Annotated in this window: 16 protein-coding genes and 3 riboswitches; of the genes, 3 read left to right on the top strand and 13 right to left on the bottom strand. The window is 37.8% G+C overall.

Features of this window, described 5'->3' with window-relative positions:
* Positions 1-10: 10 nt before the first annotated feature.
* A complete protein-coding gene (locus tag IWB18_RS06950; RefSeq protein WP_195682896.1) occupies positions 11-967 on the bottom strand; it encodes an ABC transporter substrate-binding protein in 957 nt (318 codons plus the stop codon).
* A 133-nt stretch (positions 968-1,100) separates the two neighbouring features.
* A riboswitch (cobalamin riboswitch) is annotated at positions 1,101-1,272 on the bottom strand.
* Between the two features lie 256 nt (positions 1,273-1,528).
* A complete protein-coding gene (gene nth, locus IWB18_RS06955) occupies positions 1,529-2,182 on the bottom strand; it encodes an endonuclease III (protein ID WP_195682897.1) in 654 nt (217 codons plus the stop codon).
* Positions 2,183-2,330: 148 nt separating this feature from the next.
* Between nth and IWB18_RS06960 the strand changes: the two genes are divergently transcribed.
* Positions 2,331-3,230 (top strand): DMT family transporter, encoded by a 900-nt coding sequence (locus IWB18_RS06960; protein ID WP_195682898.1) that lies wholly within the window; start codon positions 2,331-2,333, stop codon positions 3,228-3,230.
* 24 nt (positions 3,231-3,254) lie between these two features.
* Positions 3,255-4,574: a bifunctional folylpolyglutamate synthase/dihydrofolate synthase gene (locus tag IWB18_RS06965; protein WP_195682899.1), complete on the top strand. Its 1,320-nt coding sequence runs from the start codon at positions 3,255-3,257 to the stop codon at positions 4,572-4,574.
* 21 nt (positions 4,575-4,595) lie between these two features.
* Here the strand turns inward: IWB18_RS06965 and IWB18_RS06970 are convergent, their stop codons facing one another.
* From IWB18_RS06970 to IWB18_RS07020, 11 genes are all read right to left on the bottom strand, one after another.
* On the bottom strand, positions 4,596-5,243 hold the full coding sequence (locus IWB18_RS06970) for a TetR/AcrR family transcriptional regulator (protein ID WP_195682900.1): 648 nt from the start codon (positions 5,241-5,243) through the stop codon (positions 4,596-4,598).
* A 125-nt stretch (positions 5,244-5,368) separates the two neighbouring features.
* On the bottom strand, positions 5,369-5,866 hold the full coding sequence (locus IWB18_RS06975) for an ECF transporter S component (protein WP_195682901.1): 498 nt from the start codon (positions 5,864-5,866) through the stop codon (positions 5,369-5,371).
* An 8-nt stretch (positions 5,867-5,874) separates the two neighbouring features.
* Complete coding sequence (gene cobT, locus IWB18_RS06980) at positions 5,875-6,924, bottom strand: nicotinate-nucleotide--dimethylbenzimidazole phosphoribosyltransferase (protein WP_195682902.1); 1,050 nt, start codon at positions 6,922-6,924, stop codon at positions 5,875-5,877.
* 115 nt (positions 6,925-7,039) lie between these two features.
* A riboswitch (cobalamin riboswitch) is annotated at positions 7,040-7,206 on the bottom strand.
* A gap of 25 nt (positions 7,207-7,231) precedes the next feature.
* The gene (locus IWB18_RS06985) at positions 7,232-8,209 is read right to left on the bottom strand and encodes a TIM barrel protein (protein ID WP_195682903.1); all 978 of its coding nucleotides are present in this window, start codon (positions 8,207-8,209) and stop codon (positions 7,232-7,234) included.
* A complete protein-coding gene (locus tag IWB18_RS06990; protein ID WP_195682904.1) occupies positions 8,206-8,985 on the bottom strand; it encodes a sugar phosphate isomerase/epimerase family protein in 780 nt (259 codons plus the stop codon). The genes IWB18_RS06985 and IWB18_RS06990 overlap by 4 nt, the downstream gene beginning before the upstream one ends.
* Positions 8,982-9,917, bottom strand: coding sequence for an amidohydrolase family protein (locus IWB18_RS06995; protein WP_195682905.1), 936 nt, complete (start codon positions 9,915-9,917; stop codon positions 8,982-8,984). The genes IWB18_RS06990 and IWB18_RS06995 overlap by 4 nt, the downstream gene beginning before the upstream one ends.
* Positions 9,918-10,063: 146 nt before the next feature.
* Positions 10,064-10,921 (bottom strand): bifunctional 5,10-methylenetetrahydrofolate dehydrogenase/5,10-methenyltetrahydrofolate cyclohydrolase, encoded by an 858-nt coding sequence (locus IWB18_RS07000; RefSeq protein ID WP_195682906.1) that lies wholly within the window; start codon positions 10,919-10,921, stop codon positions 10,064-10,066.
* Between the two features lie 40 nt (positions 10,922-10,961).
* A complete protein-coding gene (locus tag IWB18_RS07005; protein WP_195682907.1) occupies positions 10,962-11,594 on the bottom strand; it encodes a cyclodeaminase/cyclohydrolase family protein in 633 nt (210 codons plus the stop codon).
* Positions 11,595-11,700: 106 nt separating this feature from the next.
* The gene (locus IWB18_RS07010; RefSeq protein WP_195682908.1) at positions 11,701-13,374 is read right to left on the bottom strand and encodes a formate--tetrahydrofolate ligase; all 1,674 of its coding nucleotides are present in this window, start codon (positions 13,372-13,374) and stop codon (positions 11,701-11,703) included.
* Between the two features lie 14 nt (positions 13,375-13,388).
* Positions 13,389-14,159: a folate family ECF transporter S component gene (locus tag IWB18_RS07015; RefSeq protein ID WP_195682909.1), complete on the bottom strand. Its 771-nt coding sequence runs from the start codon at positions 14,157-14,159 to the stop codon at positions 13,389-13,391.
* A 56-nt stretch (positions 14,160-14,215) separates the two neighbouring features.
* Positions 14,216-14,308, bottom strand: a riboswitch (THF riboswitch).
* A 23-nt stretch (positions 14,309-14,331) separates the two neighbouring features.
* Positions 14,332-15,144, bottom strand: a complete 813-nt coding sequence (locus tag IWB18_RS07020; RefSeq protein WP_195682910.1) for a methyltetrahydrofolate cobalamin methyltransferase — start codon at positions 15,142-15,144, stop codon at positions 14,332-14,334.
* A 235-nt stretch (positions 15,145-15,379) separates the two neighbouring features.
* Between IWB18_RS07020 and IWB18_RS07025 the strand changes: the two genes are divergently transcribed.
* The gene (locus IWB18_RS07025; protein WP_195682911.1) at positions 15,380-17,161 is read left to right on the top strand and encodes an ASKHA domain-containing protein; all 1,782 of its coding nucleotides are present in this window, start codon (positions 15,380-15,382) and stop codon (positions 17,159-17,161) included.
* Positions 17,162-17,201 lie beyond the last annotated feature (40 nt).

The following is a 17,201-nucleotide window of genomic DNA, read 5'->3' on the forward strand; positions in this document are numbered from 1 at the left end:
ATTTATAGCTTTAATTAAATATTTCCGGATAAATAGCCTCGGCAAATAATCGGATGGTTTCTCCCACTCTTGCTCCAGCACGAGTCATTATATCATTGTTCACAGTTCCTCGCTCTATCTCTACCACGTTTCCTTCCACAACGGCGGTAATGTTTTTCAAGCTATCAGATATTTGTTCGTCTTCGCTTCCACCGCCCATGTTGACGTTTCGGATAAACACTTCAGGATCCTTTTCTACAATCAGCTCTTCACTAATTTGCGGCCATTCTCCTTCACCATCTGCTGCAATATTAATGGCACCCAACTCATCCACAATGATCGAATGAATGAAAGATCCTGATCCGGCAGAGTAATAGTATCCCAAATCAACAAAAACTTTTTTGGGCTCTGCATCACCCAGTGCTTCCTTTACTTCTGTACGGGTTGCTTCGATATCTTGTATAACCTCTGCTGCCTTATCTTCTACGTCCAATACTTTTCCCAGCAGGGTAATGTTTTCCTCGATTTGATCCACGGTTTTTCCGTCAATAACCAATACCTTGATTCCTGAAGAATCAAGCAACGCCATTGCTTCCTCTGGCACCATGCCGCTGGAAAAAACCAAATCCGGTTCCAAGTCAATTATCAATTCAGTATTAGGATCAGAAAAACCTCCGATCACAGGCAAATCTTTAACTTCTTCCGGGTAGTTGCAATACTCGGTTCTACCAATCATCTTGTCTCCCGCTCCAATGGCAAATAGTGTTTCCGTCAACGTTGGAGAAACCGATACGATCTTTTGTGGCGCTTCATCCAAAGTTACTTCATTGCCCATAGTGTCGGTTATAGTCATGGGGAATCCGCTTTCATCCCCCGATCCGTTTTCATTGCCACTATTGCCGTCATCACTTGTACTGCATCCAGCCAGGATCATCATCAAAACAAGGATCCCCGTAAAAATACCTCTTTTAACATATTTGTTCTTCATACTTATTCACCTTTTCCCTTTCGTTTTGCACTTTGATTATGATTTAAATTTGAAGCTTTAAAAATAAAAAATCCCAGTCTTGTGACTGAGAAGGATTTCATGTATAAAACATAATTTGATTCCTCCCCTCCGTAGGTGATGCGTGATCAAGGCAGGTCTCCTGACTCGTGTTTCATTCTCCGTTCTCCTTCCCATCCTAAGACAGTGGTTTCAGAACTTTGTCCACACTTACAGTAGCGGGGGCTGTAATGGATTTTCACCATTTTCCCTATTAAGTAATTTACACCTTATCAAAATTTTCAACTGAATTCATGATATCATAAAGATCAAAGATTATCAATCGATTTAAAATCACGACTTACAAGTACAAACGTTTACATTTTGTCGCTTTTATTCATACTGTTCATCCACGCTCTGCAGAACAAACAAATAAGAATGAAATTTCCAAAAAACAACATCAACTTGAAAGTCTTTAGAACTGTCGGGTCGCTAAACACAGGAAGGTAAATCCAGAAAGAAATCAAAGAGACTGCAATTAAAAATATCAAATAATATGGCTTTTTAACCGACATTATTTAACCCCTTTCGATGGTATAGACATAGATTTTTCAACATGCATTCCCCACATTTGGGATTTCTTGCATTGCACACTTGCCTTCCATGATAGATCAACCAATGATGGGCATCTGTCCATAAATTCTCGGGTATATTTTTTCTTAAATCTTTTTCAGTCCCGTCAACATTTTTAGATTTAGCCAATCCTATCCGATTCGCCACTCTAAAAACATGGGTATCTACAGCTATTGCCGGTATTCCGAACGCATTGCTTACAACTACATTGGCTGTCTTTCTACCTACTCCGGGAAGTTTCACAAGTTCTTCTATGGAGGCCGGTACCTGAGAATCATAATGATCGATCAACATTTGACTCAATGAAACGATATTTGTACTTTTTGTCTTGCTCAACCCACAGCTTTTTATTATGGACTCCAATTCCTTTTGACCCAAATTTATAATGTCTTTGGGAGTATTAGCCAGTTTATAAAGATGGCTTGTTACCTTATTGACTCTGACATCCGTGCATTGTGCCGATAAGACTGTGGCCACCAACAATTCGAAAGAAGTCGTAAAATCAAGCATTGGTTTTGGATTTTCGTATTTTTTACTTAGAAGCTCCAGTATTTCGGATATTTCTTCCTGAGTTAATTTTTTCATATTTTTACCTCTCGAGAAATATTTTATCACGATAATAAATAAATGCACAACATATTTTAGACTCGATCTTTTCATCTAACTGAATTTATCTATTATAAAAAGTTTTTTTCTGATATAATATCCTTTGACGTAAAACAGGAGTTGAATTATGAAAAATAAAAAGACGATTTTAGCTGATGCTGCTCTCCTTGTAACGGCATTTGTATGGGGCAGTGGATTTGTGGCAACCAAAAATGCCCTGGACAATTATTCTCCCACGGATATCTTGATCATAAGATTTGGGATTGCCGCACTAATAACCGTATTGATTTTCAGAAAACGTATTTTCCCCTTGAACGTTGCTGATATTAAGGCCGGAGCAATAATAGGAATTTTTTTATTTCTGGGTTTTGCATTTCAAACTGCTGGTCTTCAGTACACGCTTGCAGGAAAACAAGCTTTTCTGACAGGCACTAATGTAATTATGGTTCCATATCTTTATTGGCTTGTCAAACGGGATAAACCTGATAGTTACAATATAGCTGCAGCATTGATGATGTTTGCCGGTATAGCTTTTTTAACACTGGATTTTGAAAATTCCATGTATCTGAACAAAGGTGACGTTCTTACTCTGATCTGCGCTATATTTTTTGCATGTCATATTTTGTCCATTGGTTTTTTTGCATCCAAATTCGATCCCGTCAAACTTACTTTCATACAATTTACAACTACATTCCTTCTTTCAGGCGTGTGGAGAATATTCACAGATGAACCTGCTTTTAAAATACCTACTGCTTTTTGGGGTGATGTTGTTTTTTTGGGGGTTTTCAGCACTTTCTTAGCCTTCATTTTGCAAAATTCTGCTCAAAAATATACTACGTCAACACATGCTGCAGTACTTTTGTCACTGGAGTCCTTCTTTGGCAGTATCATGTCTATATTGGTGTTGGGCGATGCGTTTACATCAAAGATGATAATTGGATGCGTTATAATCTTTGGCGCTGTGATTACTGCAGAAACAAAATGGAGTTTTATTAAGGGTAATATCCTTAGTCAAATGCTAGACTAAATCAATTATTGGGAGGAGAACAAAATGAATTACGAAGAAGCCTTGGAATATATTTCGGGCACGTATATGTTTGGTATTAAACTTGGTCTTGAAAATATCGGTATACTGCTGAATAAGTTGAATAACCCTCAAGACAAATTAAAATATGTCCATGTCGCCGGGACAAACGGGAAGGGATCCACTTCACACATGATCCATTACACCTTGAAAGAAAGCGGATACAAGGTCGGTCTCTTTATTTCCCCATTTTTAGAAGAATTTACTGAAAGAATACAAATTAATGGTCAGAAAATCGAAAAAAACAGGTTGGGCAAAGTTACAGAAACCATAAAAAACGCCGTGGCAGATATGATGAGGGAAGGTCATCCCTCGCCTTCTGAATTTGAAGTTGTAACAGCAATTGGTTTACAATATTTTTATGAAGAAAATGTAGATATTGTAATTTTGGAAGTTGGCATGGGTGGACGATTGGATGCAACAAATATCATTAAAAAACCCGAGGTTTCCATTATCACAACAATAGGTACAGATCATGTGGAATATCTGGGAAATACCCTCGAGAAAATTGCTTACGAAAAGGCAGGTATAATCAAAGAAAACTGTCCTGTAGTAATTTATCCTCAGGCTCAAAGCGTATTAGATGTTTTAATCGGAGAATGTACCATTAAAAACGCCCCTTATGTTATACCGAATTTTGACCACATACAGTTGGTCGATTCTGACTTGAGCGGCCAAAGATTATTATATACAAACGATAAAAGCGACATAAGTCCTCTTGAGTTTAATCTAAGTCTATTGGGAGATCACCAGATTTCAAATAGCGCGGTTGCTTTGACGGCTATTGAAATACTTGCCAAACGTGGATATAAGATAACGCCTGAATCTATCAAAAGAGGGATGCAGAATCTAAAATTCACAGGTAGATTTGAAAAAATTTCAGAGTCACCTCTGATTTTTATAGACGGAGCACACAATCTAAATGGCTTTGAAGCACTTGTCAAAACTCTCGACAGATATATAAATGGAAAAATTAACGTAGTTATCGGTATTCTTGGTGACAAAGATTACGACAGCATGTTGAGTATTCTGGTTCCTTATGTTAAGAAATTCTACACTGTTACACCCGACAGTCCGAGAGCACTTGAAGCCAGCGTCTTATCTGAATATATTAAAAACAAATTTGACCTGGATGCTACTCCACTTTCCGATACCAAGACCGGTGCGGAAATCGCATTGCAAAGTGAAAAGGATGAAGTATTCTTGTTCGTAGGGTCTTTGTATATGATCGGCGAAGCTCGAACTGCATTGAATAATTTGTTGAACAAGAAAAACGGCGGTAAATAAACCCGCCGTTTTTTTAAAGTTTTAAACTAAAAATTTTATGCTGCTGTAATCGTGACTTTCCTTAAACTCTTTGTACTGTCTGTGATAGTCCTCTATTATTTCGCTTTTGATTCCGAATAATTTACCTGTCAAAGATGCCAGTTGGTTCAACAGGTAATCCATATCTACATCCAGATGTCCTTCACAATAATTAAGCAATAGTTCTCTTCGTGCTCCAAACTCCGATATCATTATGCAGTCGATGTCCGTCTGATCGTAATCCAATTCGAATTCCTTGGCTATCATTTTATATATTCTCTCCACACTAAAACTCAAAGATCTAAAGTTCGACTTGTTTCTTAAAACCTCATAGAAGAATTTTTTGTTATGCAAGTCGCTCAAAATTATTTCATAATATATGGATGTTACAATATAAAGCTTAAGATATGAATTCTTCTTGACATTCAGCCTGTTATTCACGAATTCATGTATCAGCAGATAAAATTTTGAATTTATCTCTAAAACGATATTGTCTTTGGTCTTGAAATAATATGGAATCAAACCTAAAGGAATATTTGCGTTATCAGCAATTTTTTGAACTGTAGACTTGGTATATCCCATATCGTAAAACATTTCTTTTGCTACTCTAATTATATTTTCTTTTGTTTCAAAGCCTTTTTTATATCTCATTTTGCATTTCCTTTCATAAAACTTAATTTACATGATTAAATACATTTTTGCTGTATATCATTTTATCATACATTGAAAAAATGCAACAGTTTTTTTTCAATAAGTCTCATAAAAGTTTTGTTTATTTAGGATCGTTGACCGATAAGTCCTGTATTTCCGATTATTTTATCCAAAACAACAGCTACTAAAACATTTATCGTTGAAGCCAAAGTGAGAACCCCTACTAATGAAAAGAAAAGTTGGTTCCACGATGGTATAATGCCCAAAATGAACATGGCGTATACAGAAATGAATGTTGCACCTATACCATTTAATAAAATTGCAATTGCTGCATTTAAAAAACCAGGTACTTTTTGATTCAGTTTTCCAAACAACCAGCAAATAGCTCCCATTGACACTCCAATCAGCAGATGTACCGGAATTGTAAACGGAAATCCGGAAGTCAAGGAAGTCAACATGTGACCCAAAAACCCTACGATTGCTCCTGGAACTGGTCCCAGTAGTAGTGCTGCTGCAAATGCAGGCATTGAATCAAAAGCTATTGAATAAACTATTTTTATCTGAGCTCCAACAAAAGAAATAGCTATAAACAAACCAATCAAAACTAACTTTCTAGTATTCATCTCACACCTCACACTACTTCAATTCCAGCTTGAGCGTACGTACCCATTTCGTTGTACATGGATATGGCAGCCTCAACTATGTTAAACGCCAGAGCTGCTCCGCTTCCCTCACCCAATCGCATGTCCATATGAAGATACGGTTTGAAGCCCATTATTTCAAGCCCCTTTAAAGCTCCCTTTTCCGCTGACGAGTGCGAACATATCAGATAACCACGAACTTCAGGATTGAATTTAACAGCCAGTGCCGCTGCTGCGCTTGATATGAATCCATCAATAAGTACAGGTACTTTTCTACTGGCACCGGCAAGCATAACACCTGCCATGGCTCCGATTTCCAATCCTCCGACTTTCATCAGAACGTCTAGAGAATCATTGGGATCAGGTCTGTTGATTTCAATCGCCTGTCTAATCACATCAGATTTTTTTCTAAGTTTATCTTCTGCCAAGTTTGCACCAATTCCGGTCACTTCTTCAGGAGATATATTTCCAAATACTGAAAATATTGCAGAACTTGGAGTTGTATTTCCAATTCCCATTTCTCCGGTGGCAAGAAGATTGTATCCCTTGTCTATCATTTCATTGGCTATTTCAATTCCAACTTCCAGTGATTTTATCGCTTCATCTTTAGTCATTGCAGATCCTTTTGTCATGTTTGCAGTTCCGTATCTGACTTTTTTATTTCTAACCTTTTGGTTGTTCAATTCTGCATTTACACCTACGTCCGTTACCAATACTGTCGCCCCGGCTTGTTTGGAAATGGCTCCAACACCGCTTTTCCCCTCTGCTATGAAATTTGTCATCAATGCCGTTACCGGCTGTGGTGCACTTGTTATGCCCTCTTCGCAAATTCCGTGGTCTCCTGCAAAAACCAATACAGCTTTTTTGATTTCAGCTGAAAAAATATCTTTTGATATTCCTGCAATTTGTGTAGCTATGTCCTCCAGTACTCCCAGGCTACCGACCGGTTTTAATAAGCCGTCTACATATTTTTGTGTATCTTCCATATTCAGCTTGTTTGGCTCCGTAATTTTTGTTAGCGTTTCATTAAGTAAATTCATTTTGATTCCTCCCGTTTGTTTTTTAGTTTTGAAATGGTCAGCAATTTCAAATATTTGACACAAAAAAAGTTCACGATCTTATTATTTAAACAAGACCGTAAACTTTACCATCATTTACGCTGACAAATCTTAGGCAGGTCTCCTGACTTGGCATCATCGCATTATGCACCTTCCCGTTTCCAGTGGTATTGCAAACACTCTTCCTTACAGTGGCGGGTCCGTTCGGAACTTCAATCCGATTCCCTATTCTCCCTAGTGGGCACCTAAAATTTATATTAACTTTACAAGTATTATAACAAATTTCTTTTTATCTTCCAAGTACTTTATTTTGAATTTTGATCATATCAGATAAAGTATCAACATCTTTGGGCAAGAATTCATACACAAGATATTCCGGGTCAACTTTTTTGATTATTTCATCAATGATTTCATCGTCAAACGGTATATGCATGTCGATGTTTCCTATATGCTCCCTGGCCAAACTTAAAATATCCCAGTAGTTGTCGCAACAATTGATATCTTTGATTTTTTCCTTATGATTCTGCAATATATAAGCTCCCGTTAGTGCCTGATTGAGATGAATCCCTTTGAAATATTTTAAGTTGTGTTTATTTTTATCTAGAATATTCAGAATGTATTCTGCGGCTTCATTCAAATCTCTGAGCCTGGGATTTGTGATCATCAAATGACCTATATCCAGCATAAAACCTTTATGCTGGTAGTTTACTTTTTCAATGAATTCACTTGTAACATCAGGGTTTGTAAAATTCAAACCCGGCCACCATAGATTCTCAAAAAGCAATTTTATCTTGGAGTCCGTCTCTTCAAATGTTCTGTTGATCAATTCAGCTGTACTTGATAGGATCTCTTCATCAGAATACGTAAATTCCCATGAGAATGTATGTTCCACTTCTACGTGAGAAACATGGAAAACAGCATATTCCATCTCCAGTTTCTCAGCCACTGAAAATTCATTTTTGAATGTATCAACCATTATTTGAGGATCCAGGCTTCCATAGTACATCTCCACATTCTTCATATCCAAAAACTGTCGTTTCATTTCCACTTCGTTATTGTACCAAAAATCCAACCAAGTAGGCCAATACGTCATATGTATGCCTACGGCAAGATCTTTGGGAATATCACTGACATCATAGTCTCTGTGAAAAATGAGTTCCGCCCCATCCAATCTGTTCTCGATCAAATATTTTGAAAATTTTTCCCAATTGTTGTCAAACCATCCCAACTTGCTTTCGTGTTTTACCATGTTCATTAATACTTTCATTTTACACCCGTCAATTCAATGGATTTCAAGCGGGCTTTCATTAAAAAATCCTCTGGTCTTTCGAATTTTTCGACACTGCCAGCCAGCTCCATTGAAATATACTCCAAATTTGTTTCTTTTACAATTTTTTTTATATATGACCAATCCACAAACCCATCTCCAGGAATCCAGTGTCGATCTTCTTTTGTGTCGTTGTCTGACAAATGCGTGGTAAATACCCTGGATTTCCATTTTTCAAACAGCCGTCCTTTCGTTTGTCCTTCCAGCCAGTCATGAGAAGAATCATAGCACAATCCCAATGATTTGTGAGAAATATTCTCAAGCAATAAATCAAGCAAGCTTGCATCCCTTGTATTTTCAACTGCTACCTGTATATTGTTTATTTCGGCAAAGGAAGCAATTTTTTCAAAGGATTCCAACCCTTCATTGATAAGATTCTTATCGCTGCCTCTGTCTGTGCAATGCATTACCATTACGGGTATTTCAAATTTATTGCAATCCTCAATATATGAAAAGTACCTGTTCAAAGTACTTTTTCTAAGCTCTTTATTACTTGACCATAAATCATTTACATCCGTGTAATTGGTATGGATATTTTCAAGATGTAAATTTTGGCGTCTCAATATTTGAGGCATTTTTTCTTTTTCAATCAGTCGAGGATATGTCTCGTCCTCCCACCACAATGATACACCTTCAAATCCTGCTTCTCTAATAAGGTCGAGTCTCTCCTCAAGTGGCATGACGTACCCAAACCAAGAAAATATGCTGCTTTTCAACTGCTCACCCAACTTTCTTCATTTATCCTGTTTTCAATGTCATTCAATTCTTTTTTAGTAATTTTTAATGCTTTCATACCATTTTTAAAAGCCATATCCATTAGTTCATTTTTTTTGATTCCTGCTTTATTTAAATAAATAAGCTCATCGAAAAATCCTGATCCATGATAAACCTTGTACGCTCCTGCATCACTTCCCACCGCAATTTCAACGCCCAAGTCATAAGCCAATTTTACTTTTTCGCATTGCTCTTCAAATATTTTCCTAATCAACTTTTTCTCCAGTTTATATCTCTCATCATTTGAATATACGATATTGCCCAATGGGGCAAGTGTAGGCACCCATATCGTACCTTTTTCTTTCATGCCTTTCAACAATTCTTCATTCGCATAATAGCCGTGTTCTATCGAGTCAGCACCACATTTCAACGCCATCTCGATTCCTTTTTTTGTGTTGACATGAACCATAACCGGCAAATTCTCACTATGAGCCCTCTCGATTATATGTTTGAATTCTTCTACTGAAAACCCTATCTCTCCTGCATGTCCATATTCATTAAAAGACATCATACCACTTAATGCGACTTTTATAAAGTCTGTTTGATTCTTTACCAAATCGGTTATGCAATCGTCGATTTCTTGAATGGATTCTACCGGTTTTCCTATCAAGCGACCGTAAAATCCTTTTTTATAAATTCCATACAAGGGTGTACGATATATGATTCCCTCTTCTTTTGCCACTCTACGAATCAGATGGTGAATATCAAGGTTGTCACCTCCATCACGGAGCGCATATATCCCCCTTTGTTTATAGGCCAAAAAAACTTTTCGTATCATTTCTTCAGCACTTTTTTCATCTTGCAAAAGTCTTTCTCTATAAGTTTTTGCGTTGTCTCCATTTAAGGATACGTGCACGTGCGCATCGATAAACATTCAATATCACCCTATCTTAAAAAAAGCTTTCACGAGGAAAGCTTTAATTTGCGACGGAGACCCTTTGCCTCCGTCGTTATAAAATTTAATCTTTACCCTTTGCTGATACTAAACCCCTATATGATTCAAACCCCGGTCAAGATATTTTAATTCAACCCGTTTTGTTGTTTACATGCCTTGATAACATTTTTAGCTAAAACTGAAGTCGTTACAGAACCTACGCCACCAGGTACAGGAGTGATCATGGAAGCTTTATCTACAATATTGTCAAAGTCGACGTCGCCACACATTTTTCCGTCCTTATCGAAGTTGATACCAACATCTACAACTATTGTTCCTTCTGAAACCCAGCTTTCTTTAACCAGTTTTGGCACTCCTACTGCTACTACTAGAATTTCAGCTTGCTTTGTCCAGTAAGAAGTATCTTTAGTTTCGATGTGGCATATTGTCACAGTTGCCATTTCGTTCAATAATAATTCGAATACCGGTCTACCAACTACATTGGAAGCTCCAACTACAGTACAATCTTTACCTGTTGGGTTGATGTCGTAGTATTTTAATATTTCCATAACTGCTGTCGGTGTACATGGAGTCAGACCAGTAGGATCTCCGACGTTCATTTTAGCAACGTTTATTGGGCTAAGACAATCCACATCTTTTTCTGGTGCAATTAAATATTTGATTTCAGAATCGTTAAGTTGCTCAGGCAATGGACTAAAAATCAAAATTCCGTGAGTTGCAGGGTCTTCATTGATTTTTTTCAATTCAGCAACAAAGTCATCTTGTGAAATTTCAGCATCCAACTCTTTGACTTCCACATCAATGTTGCACGCTTCCATTCTTTTAAGCGCTCCTCTTTCATAAGCTAAATCGCTTGGTTTTGCACCTACTCTGACTATTGTCAACTTTGGAATGATTCCTTTTTCCCTTAATTCGTTGGCTTGCTTCAAAGTCTCTTCTTTTAGACTAGCTGCTACCAATTTACCGTCTAATAATTGTCCCATTTCAATTCCTCCTAAATATTCTTAAATTTATTGTACCAATCTATTTGGAAAGCATAGCTTCAACTTTTGCATACACATCGTCAGCTATCTCTGTTCCCTTGCCAACAAGAGGCTTTACTTCTTCGTTGATCTTTTTGACGTAACTCTCATCTTTTATCATATTTATATTTATTACAACGTTGATCCATCCGCTGATTATTGCCGCCCTTAGACACTGAACTCCAACGCCTACATCACTGATCGCCAATTTCGAGCCTTTATCTACCAACTCACTGTGCAGGACTATGGCTTCATAACACTTTTTCACGATTTCCACTGGCACTTCACAAGCTTGGATCAAGCACTTTTCCAAAGTCTCATCTTTTAATCTTTTTTCATCTTCTGTTTCCTTGGGCATACCATATGCCTTTGATAAAGGAAGAAAGTTTTCAGCATCTCTATCGACCATCTCAAGCAATTCATCCTGAATCTTTTGAGCTTTTTCCATAATATCCTTGTTAGCCTGCTCATAATCTGCGTACTTTTTCTTTCCAAGTGTCAAGTTAACTACCATGCTGGCTAGAGCAGTACCCACCGCACCTACCAATGCAGCTGCTCCTCCTCCTCCAGGCACCGCTTCTTTAGAAGCGAGTTTTGTTGTAAAATCAACACAGGAACCGTCTACCATTTTCATGCAATTACCCCCCGTAAAATATAAAGGCTCACACCATAGGTAGTACACTGTGGCGTATACAATTTGGTGTAAGCCTTTATTTATATCTTTGAGTTCAACTCAAGATTTAGAACAATCCTGCGATAACTCCATTTTCATCAACATCGATTTTTTCTGCTGATGGAACCTTTGGAAGTCCAGGCATCTTCATAACGTCACCAGTAAGTACAACTATAAATCCTGCACCAGCTGAAACTGTAAGATCTCTAACTGTGATATCAAAGTCAGTTGGTCTTCCCAGTTTAGTTTGATCGTCAGTCAATGAATACTGAGTCTTAGCCATACAAACCGGCATATTGCCAAAACCTAATTTTTCAAAGTTTGCAATCTCTTTTTCTGCTTTTGATGTAAAGTTTACGCCGTTGGCTCCATAAATTTTTGTTGCAATTTTGTTGATTTTCTCTTTGATAGGATCTTCAAGCTCATATGCAAACTCCATATCGCTTTCTGTGTCTGTAAGTCTGATCAATTCTTTCGCAAGAGCTTCTCCACCTACGCCACCTTTACCCCATACTTCGGAAAGAGCAACATTTACGCCCAATTCTCTACACTTGTCTTCAACAAGTTTAAGCTCGGCGTCAGTATCTGTTGGGAATTTATTGATTGCTACCACTGCTGGCAATTTAAATACCTTTGTAACGTTTTCCACGTGTTTCAACAAGTTAGGCAACCCTTTTTCCAATGCTTCCAAGTTTTCAGGACCTAAATCATTTTTAGCTACTCCACCATTGTATTTAAGCGCTTTTACAGTTGCTACAATGATTACTGCATCAGGCTTCAATCCTGAAAGTCTGCACTTGATGTCTATAAATTTCTCAGCACCCAAGTCAGCACCGAATCCAGCTTCAGTTACAACGTAATCAGCATAATTCATGGCAAATTTAGTTGCAAGAAGAGAGTTGCATCCGTGTGCAATGTTTGCAAAAGGTCCACCGTGAATAAATGCAGGAGTTCCTTCCAAAGTTTGAACAAGGTTAGGTTTTAGCGCATCTTTAAGAAGTGCTGCAACAGCACCCTGTGCGTTTAATTGTCCCGCAGTTACAGGTTCGCCTTTTCTGTTGTATGCTACAACTATCTTAGCTACTTTTTCTTTCAAATCGATTATGTCGCTGGATAAACAGAACACTGCCATGATCTCACTTGCTACAGTTATGTCAAATCCGTCTTCTCTAGGAACACCTTGAGCTTTTCCACCCAAACCGTCAATTATATTTCTAAGCTGTCTGTCGTTCATGTCAACTGCTCTTCTCCAAACGACTCTTCTTGTGTCTATATCCAATGCATTTCCTTGGTATACATGATTGTCAAGCATAGCTGCGATCAAGTTGTTTGCGGCACCAATAGCGTGGAAGTCTCCAGTGAAGTGCAAGTTGATATCTTCCATAGGTATAACTTGTGCGTATCCACCACCAGCTGCTCCACCTTTTACTCCAAAAACAGGTCCTAATGAAGGTTCTCTAAGCGCAACCATAACATTCTTTCCTAGTTTTGCAAGGGCATCTGCTGCACCGATTGTTGTAGTAGTCTTTCCTTCTCCTGCTGGAGTAGGGTTGATTGCAGTTGTCAAAATCAATTTAGCTTTTTTGCCTGAAGGCTTTTGAAGCAGATTGATATCCACCTTTGCCTTATACTTTCCATAAAGATCAAGATTGTCTTCAGTCAAACCCAGTTTGGCCGCGATTTCTCTAATATCCTTCGGCGTTGCTTCTTGTGCAATTTCAATATCACTCTTGAAACCCATTTAAATTCCTCCTCTTAATTGAATGATTTAATATATTTTTGAACACTAAAGATGATTAGTGAAAACAATGGTATAAGAACAAAGTTTGTTATAAGCCTTCCTGGCAGGAAAACTATGAAACCCTGATCAAACATCATTGATAAAAACCAAGTGTTCAGAATTAATGAAGTTACTATTTGCGTCAATGTAACTGTAAAGAAAATTTTATCCAAGCCATAGATACCCGTATTCTCTGATTTGTTCTTAGCATACACAAGTGGAACAGCTGCAAAGCCTACAACTATAAGTGCATACAAAACTACGAAAAAACTTGACAGCTCAGTCCCTAAAAGAATAACCTTTCCATTTTCAAGACCCAAATTGTTTTGAAAAATCAAAACACCCAAGATGATCGTTGCCAAAGAAAATACAGAAACAATATTCAAGAAATTAAAGTTTATATCCTTATTCTTATACTTTCTTATAAGATAAAATATCATGCCTGGTATCCATCCGGTTAAGGCGCTCGATATTGTAAAGCCCGGGAAATATGGTCCGCCTGGCTTGATTACATAACACAATATATCCGATATCGCTCCAGTTATCAATCCGGCAACAGGTCCGAATATCATACCAGACATGACTATTGGGACCGTCGTAAAATTTACTCTTAGCGATGAAAATCCCGCCAGAGGTATATACACCTCAAATAAAAGTTTCAGCACAACGCTGATTGCTGTGAACAATCCAATGTTCACCACTGTTTTGGTTGTAAATCTTGTTTTCTTGATTACTGTTGTTTTCATTTTCTCTCCTTGATTGTCAGAGTGCCTCCTCATCCAATCAAACAAGAGCTTGATTAAACAGCGGAAGCGACAAGAGATCGTGGATAATATCCTTCGTTTAAGGGCAACATCCCATCCCTTAACACTTAACGCATCTTGTCTACTCTGCATTTATATTTTATTTTTTTGCTGACTAGATTCTTTCTTTTCTGACTGCGGCATTGTATTTTCTAGTATGTTTATCTCTTGCAAGCAAAGCTTCAGTTGCAAATATGGAACCCATGATCTCCTTGTTGAGAGGATCCATTATGGCTGAGTCCATTCCTTCATAAATTGCCAAAGTCATAAAGTTTTGATTAATTATCTTTCTTTTAGGCATTCCAAAAGAAATATTACTTAAACCCGATGTGAATTTTACTGTAGGATAAATGGCTTTTACCTGTTTCATTGATTCTACAAAGTTCAACAATGAATTATTGTCTGTCGATAATGCCATTACCAATGGGTCAATATGGATCTTGTCGGGAGTTATTCCAAATGTAGCAGCTTTTTCTATGATTTTCTTTGAAATCTCAACTCTCGTCTCAACATCTCTAGGGGTACCGTTTTCACTATCACAAGTCAATGCTATGACCTCCCATTCGGTTCCCTGAACCAACGGGAAAAGAACATCGCACTTGTCTTGATCTGAACCTTCGATTTTTTCAAGGTTCACTGAATTGATTAAACCAGGTTTTTTAATAAAAGGCAATACTTCTTTTAAAAAAAATGGATCAGGGCTGTCAATGCATATGGGTGTGTCCACAGCATTTTGTACTATGTCTATAAGCCATTTTAAAGTTTCCACCTCAACATCAGGCGCAGTAGATGCACAAACATCGATAAAATCCGCACCGGCTTCCGCTTGCTTTATTGCTCGGTCTCTAATAAAGTCTGCGTCCTTTTCCTGAATGGCTTTCTTGACTGCCGGTATTGCTCCGTTGATTTTTTCTCCGATAATAATCAATACTTTCCCTCCTCGGTAAGTTTGTTAAATAATTGTTGATATCGATTTCATAGACCCTTAAATAAAAAATGCAAGCTTGCTTGCAGCACTTGTATATACAAGCATCTTTACTAGTTTTATATTATCAAAGAGTGTAGTCTTTGTCAATATAATATTTAAACTTGTGTATATATTATCCTTGGGTTAAAATTGTACTTGAAACGATATTTTATAACTTGAAAAAGGAGACGAAAATATGAAAAATTCTGTTACGGTAGATTTTCCGCTTTTAAACAAGACTGTTGAAGTGGCAGAAGGCACAAAATTGTCCGACGCATGTGCAGAAGCCGGCTATCCCTTAAACTTAGTTTGCGGTGGTAAGGGTACCTGTAAAAAATGTGCTGTTGAAATCCAGGAAGGCGATTCCTTTGTAAACGTTCTATCTTGCCAGACTTACGTTTACGACGGTATGAAGGTGATGCTAAAAGAAGAAGATCAGAAGGCACAGATACTTACATCATCAACTTTAGATGAAATTTCATTCAACCCAACCATAAAGTCGATTTTTATCAAACGAGATAGTTTAAAAGTTGAAATAGGTGAAAACGACTGGGACGCATTGAAAAGCAATCTTCCTGTGGATGTTGAATATCCGGATCTGGATGTTTTGCAGAGGATGAGCCTTAACTTCCATAACCCTGCAGGAATACGAGTCATATTAAATAGAAATAAAATTATTGATATTGTAGCCGGAGATCATGACAGTCCGCTTTACGGCATCGCTTTCGATATCGGCACCACATCTGTGGTAGGTTATTTATACGATTTGAATGAAGGTTTTTTGGTGGGCATAGACTCATCTCTCAACAAGCAGACCGAGCTTGGAGGTGACGTGATCAGCAGAATCGATCATGTAATCGGTGATATAAAAAACCTTGCCAGGCTACAAAAACTCGCAATGGATTCCATAAATAATATAACTGAAAACATTTGTAAGGAACATAAAATCTCAATTGATGACATATACTATGCAAGTATATGCGGCAACAGTACGATGCAGCATCTTTTCCTAGGATTAAATCCTGAATTTTTAGGCAAAGTTCCTTTCAGCAGCACTACTCACAAAGCAGTTGAAACCAAGGCAAAATACCTAAAAACAAAGATGAATCCAATGGGTGTTGTATCCTTTCTTCCCCTGCTCGGGGGTTTTGTCGGAGCAGACACAACGGCAGTATTGCTTTCAATTCCCAATGATGGAAAAAACAGATTAATGATCGATTTGGGTACAAACGGCGAAATAGCAGTGGGTAACGACAAAAGCTACATGGTTTCTTCTACCGCTTGCGGACCTGCCTTGGAAGGTGCAGGAATAAAGTATGGCATGAGGGGCACCAAGGGTGCAATCGAGAAAGTTTATATCGAGGACGGTCTTTTAAAAACACAAGTTATCGGAAATATTGCTCCCGTTGGGATTTGTGGTTCAGGTGTTATAGATTTGATGTCAGTGATTTTCAAAAATGAAGTCGTAAATCGAAGAGGCGCATTGCTTGATCCGGACGATATAAAAAATTCCGATCTGGCAAGAAGGATCCAAGTCGTCGATAATGAAAAAGTTTTCGTGATAACGTTTAAAGAAGAGTCTGGGCTCGACGAGGACATTTACTTTTCACAAAGCGACATAAGACAGGTACAGCTTGCGAAAGGGGCTATTTATACTGGATGTATCATGTTGATCAATTCCTATGGCATCAAGGGCGAAGATCTACATGAAATAATCCTTGCAGGAGCCTTTGGCAATTACATCGATATAAAAAACGCGCAATCCATAGGTATGTTACCTTGGTACGAAGGTGTGGAAGTCAGATCCATAGGAAATGCTGCTGGAACAGGAAGCCAGATGTATATGTTGTCAGAAGAAAAGCAGGCTGAGTGCTCCGAAATAGAATCCAACGCAATATTTATTGAGTTGGCAAATGATCCTACATTTGCCAAGCAATATATGAGAAATACCTACTTCGTAGATCTCGCTGAAAATTAAAATAATTTAAATTTAAAAAGGGTATGGATCATCACAATGG

Origin of the sequence: Alkalibacter mobilis (assembly GCF_015594845.1) — a bacterium.
GTDB lineage: Bacteria > Bacillota > Clostridia > Eubacteriales > Alkalibacteraceae > Alkalibacter > Alkalibacter mobilis.

Coding starts and splice junctions, on each gene's coding strand:
- IWB18_RS06950 (WP_195682896.1), bottom strand. CDS start 967: ATGAAGAACAAATATGTTAAAAGAGGTATTTTTACGGGGATCCTTGTT.
- IWB18_RS06960 (WP_195682898.1), top strand. CDS start 2,331: ATGAAAAATAAAAAGACGATTTTAGCTGATGCTGCTCTCCTTGTAACG.
- IWB18_RS07010 (WP_195682908.1), bottom strand. CDS start 13,374: ATGGGTTTCAAGAGTGATATTGAAATTGCACAAGAAGCAACGCCGAAG.
- IWB18_RS06985 (WP_195682903.1), bottom strand. CDS start 8,209: ATGAAAGTATTAATGAACATGGTAAAACACGAAAGCAAGTTGGGATGG.
- IWB18_RS07015 (WP_195682909.1), bottom strand. CDS start 14,159: ATGAAAACAACAGTAATCAAGAAAACAAGATTTACAACCAAAACAGTG.
- IWB18_RS07025 (WP_195682911.1), top strand. CDS start 15,380: ATGAAAAATTCTGTTACGGTAGATTTTCCGCTTTTAAACAAGACTGTT.
- nth (WP_195682897.1), bottom strand. CDS start 2,182: ATGAAAAAATTAACTCAGGAAGAAATATCCGAAATACTGGAGCTTCTA.
- IWB18_RS06975 (WP_195682901.1), bottom strand. CDS start 5,866: ATGAATACTAGAAAGTTAGTTTTGATTGGTTTGTTTATAGCTATTTCT.
- cobT (WP_195682902.1), bottom strand. CDS start 6,924: ATGAATTTACTTAATGAAACGCTAACAAAAATTACGGAGCCAAACAAG.
- IWB18_RS06995 (WP_195682905.1), bottom strand. CDS start 9,917: ATGTTTATCGATGCGCACGTGCACGTATCCTTAAATGGAGACAACGCA.
- IWB18_RS06970 (WP_195682900.1), bottom strand. CDS start 5,243: ATGAGATATAAAAAAGGCTTTGAAACAAAAGAAAATATAATTAGAGTA.
- IWB18_RS07000 (WP_195682906.1), bottom strand. CDS start 10,921: ATGGGACAATTATTAGACGGTAAATTGGTAGCAGCTAGTCTAAAAGAA.
- IWB18_RS07005 (WP_195682907.1), bottom strand. CDS start 11,594: ATGAAAATGGTAGACGGTTCCTGTGTTGATTTTACAACAAAACTCGCT.
- IWB18_RS06965 (WP_195682899.1), top strand. CDS start 3,255: ATGAATTACGAAGAAGCCTTGGAATATATTTCGGGCACGTATATGTTT.